Genomic DNA, 2,845 nt, shown 5'->3' with positions numbered 1-2,845 from the left:
ATCGGCTGCCCGAACTGCTGCCGCTGCTTGCAGTATTCGACGGTGTCGGCCAACACCTTCCGCATACCGCCGACCGCCTCCGCGCAGGCGGCGGCCGCGCCCTCGTCGCGGGCCTGCTCGAGCGACGGCCACGCCTGGCCCTCCTCGCCGAGCAGCGCGTCGGCGGGTAGTCGCAGACCGGTGAGCACCAGATCGGCGGCCCGACGGTCGTCGACCGTGCGATAACCGTGGACCTCGATGCCCGGCGTGCCCGCGTCGACGCAGAACAGCGAGATGCCGCCTGCGGTGCGGGCCGTCACCAACAGATGCGTCGCGAGCGGGGCATCGATGGCCATGATCTTGGCGCCGTCGAGCACCCAGTCGGATCCGTCCAGGCGCGCCGTGGTCGCGGCGTCCTGCCAGTGGTCGCCCGACTCCGCCTCCGCGGCGGCCAGCGCGACGATCGCCCGGCCTGCGACGACGTTCTCCAACACGGCGGTCGCGACGTCACCGCCTGCGCGGCGCAGCAGGCCCCCCGCCACCACAGCGGTGTCCACATAGGGTTCGATGACCAATGCGTGGCCGAGGGCTTCGGCGATGACCATCACCTCGACCGGCCCACCGCCGATCCCGCCGACGTCCTCGGGAAGGGCGGCGCCGAGGATGCCGAGTTCATCGGCGAATGCGCGCCAGATGTCGGGCTGCCAACCCAGTCCGGTCTTGGCCGCCGACCGACTCGTCTCGAGGTCGTAGCGCGTCGCCAGGAACTTGGTGAGCCCGTCGCGCAGGAGCTGCTGTTCGTGGGAGAGGTTGAAGTCCATTCGTCGTCCCTAGAGTCCCAGAGCTGCCTTGGCCAGAATGTTTCGCTGAATCTCGTTGCTGCCCGCATAGATCGAGCCGGCGCGGTCGTTGAAGTAGCGCAGCGGTGCGACCGCCTGCCAGGTCTCGCCGGTGACGTAGTCGTCCGGTGGTGGCTCGAACTCGGCCACCGGTCCGCCCGGCCGGGTGGCATGGGGCTGGTAGGCGCGGCCGCGTGGCCCGGCGGCCTCCATCGCCAGTTCGGTGAGCGCCTGGCTGAGCTCGGTGGCCAGCACCTTGAGCATCGACGATGCGGAGCCGGGGTGCCCGCCGCCGGCCAGCGCGGCCAGCACGCGGTACTCGAGGATCTCGAGCACCTCGGTGCGGATGCGTGCGTCGGCGAGCTTGTGGGCGAACCCCGGATCGTCGATCAAGCTGCCGCCACCGGGGCCGGGCTGGTTCGCGGCGGCGGCGGCCACCTCCTCGGCCATCACCTGCAGCGCAGGCGCGTGCGCGCCACCGCCACGCTCGAACTCCAGCAGGTACTTCGCCACGGTCCAGCCGTCGTCGATCTGGCCGATCACGTTCGTCTTCGGGACACGCACCTCGTCGAAGAAGACCTGATTCTGGATCTCCTCGCCCGACGTCATGACCAGGGGGCGGATCTGGATGCCAGGCGATCCCATGTCGATCAGCACGAACGTGATGCCCTGTTGCTTCTTGGCGGTGCGCGACGTGCGGACCAGGCCGAACATCCAGTTGGCCTCACGCGCGTGCGTGGTCCAGATCTTGCTGCCCGTGCAGATGAGGTCGCCGCTCGCCTCATCTGAGACGGCTGCCATCGACAGCGACGCCAGGTCCGATCCGGACTCCGGTTCGGAGTAGCCCTGGCAGAAGAACACCTCGCCGGTCAAGATGCGGGGCAGGAAGTAGTCCTTCTGCGCCGGCGTGCCGTAGGCGACGATCGCGTGCGCGACCATCCGGATGCCCATGGGAGACAGTGCAGGGGCGCCCGCCAGCGTCGACTCGCGGCTGAAGACGTAGTGCTGCGTCAGGCTCCAGTCGCACCCGCCGTGTTCGACCGGCCAAGCCGGTGCCGCCCAACCGCGTTCGTGCAGAATCCGCTGCCACTGCAGACTCGCCTCGTGATCGCTGTAGACGCTCGTCATCAGGCGACCGGCGCACTGCAGATCCGGCGTCAGCTTGTCCTGCAGGAATGCCCGCACCTCATCGCGAAAGGCGATGTCGGTGGGCGACCACGCCAGATCCATGCGTTCCCCGTCCGTCGATCCCCGTACGCAGACAGTAAACCTAGCGATAATCGATTCGTGGACAGGCGTCGTGACGGAGGGACCCGGCAGTCGCCGATGGCCTTGTTGAGCGAGTTGCCCGCGTTGGTTCTGTTGGAACGGTTTCCAGTGCCCGTCTTGGCCATCGCCGAGGACGGATCGATCATCTTCGCCAACGGCGCCTTCGGTGAGATGGTCGGCAGGAGCATCGACGAGATCACGGCGTTGACGTTCCGGCAGGTGTTTCACACCATGCCGACCGACGAATCGGCGCTGTCCGTGCTGCATGGCCACGCCGGTCTGGTCGTCGAGTTGCGCCACCGGGACCGCTCGGTGGTCCGGGCCCGGATGAGTAAGTCGGCACTTCTGCGGGGCGACGACCCCGTTGCACTGGCGACGTTCCAGGACGTCACGGAGCGGCTGTGGTCCGACGGGGCGTGAGCGCCGCTACGGATTGGATGGCGAGATGCGCATCGACTGGCGGGCAAGGAACTCGCGGTAGTAGCCGAGCGATTCCTCGGTGACGAGCGCAGGCACCAGGATCTCCAGGTTGAGCGCGAGGCGGCGGCGAAGATCGCGCCCGTTGGCCAACGCGCTCGAGACCAGTTCGGCCCCAAGCATCGAGGCCAACAGCGTGGCGACGATGGCCTCGGCATCGACGTCGGGCCGTAGATCACCCTGCTCGACGGCGGACGCCACGCGCTCCGCAAGGTCGTCTTGAAGGATGCCGTAGGTGGCCTTCGCCGCTGGGTTGAATCCGCCGAACGTGCGTATGAGCC

The 2,845-nt window shown here is 68.2% G+C and carries 4 protein-coding genes; 1 reads left to right on the top strand and 3 read right to left on the bottom strand.

Annotated elements, in window-relative coordinates; genetic code table 11:
- Together QOC69_RS20995 and QOC69_RS20990 are read right to left on the bottom strand one after the other, a co-directional pair.
- Positions 1-800: acyl-CoA dehydrogenase family protein (locus QOC69_RS20995; protein WP_526443149.1), on the bottom strand; the 800-nt coding region annotated here is incomplete at its 3' end.
- 9 nt (positions 801-809) lie between these two features.
- Complete coding sequence (locus QOC69_RS20990) at positions 810-2,048, bottom strand: acyl-CoA dehydrogenase family protein (RefSeq protein ID WP_526443147.1); 1,239 nt, start codon at positions 2,046-2,048, stop codon at positions 810-812.
- Positions 2,049-2,105: 57 nt separating this feature from the next.
- On the opposite strand from QOC69_RS20990, the gene QOC69_RS20985 reads away from it, so the two are divergent.
- Positions 2,106-2,507 carry a PAS domain S-box protein gene (locus QOC69_RS20985; RefSeq protein ID WP_526443145.1) on the top strand — a complete coding sequence of 134 codons (402 nt, stop codon included), beginning with the start codon at positions 2,106-2,108 and terminating at the stop codon, positions 2,505-2,507.
- Between the two features lie 6 nt (positions 2,508-2,513).
- On the opposite strand, the gene QOC69_RS20980 is transcribed toward QOC69_RS20985, so the two are convergent.
- Positions 2,514-2,845 (bottom strand): TetR family transcriptional regulator C-terminal domain-containing protein (locus tag QOC69_RS20980; RefSeq protein ID WP_526443143.1); only part of this gene is annotated, 332 nt, incomplete at its 5' end.

The sequence above is a fragment of the Mycobacterium sp. genome, assembly GCF_032162105.1.
In the GTDB taxonomy this organism is placed as follows: Bacteria; Actinomycetota; Actinomycetes; order Mycobacteriales; family Mycobacteriaceae; genus Mycobacterium.
The sequence above is the reverse complement of the archived record's forward strand: the minus strand, read 5'-3'. Positions and strand labels throughout refer to the sequence as shown.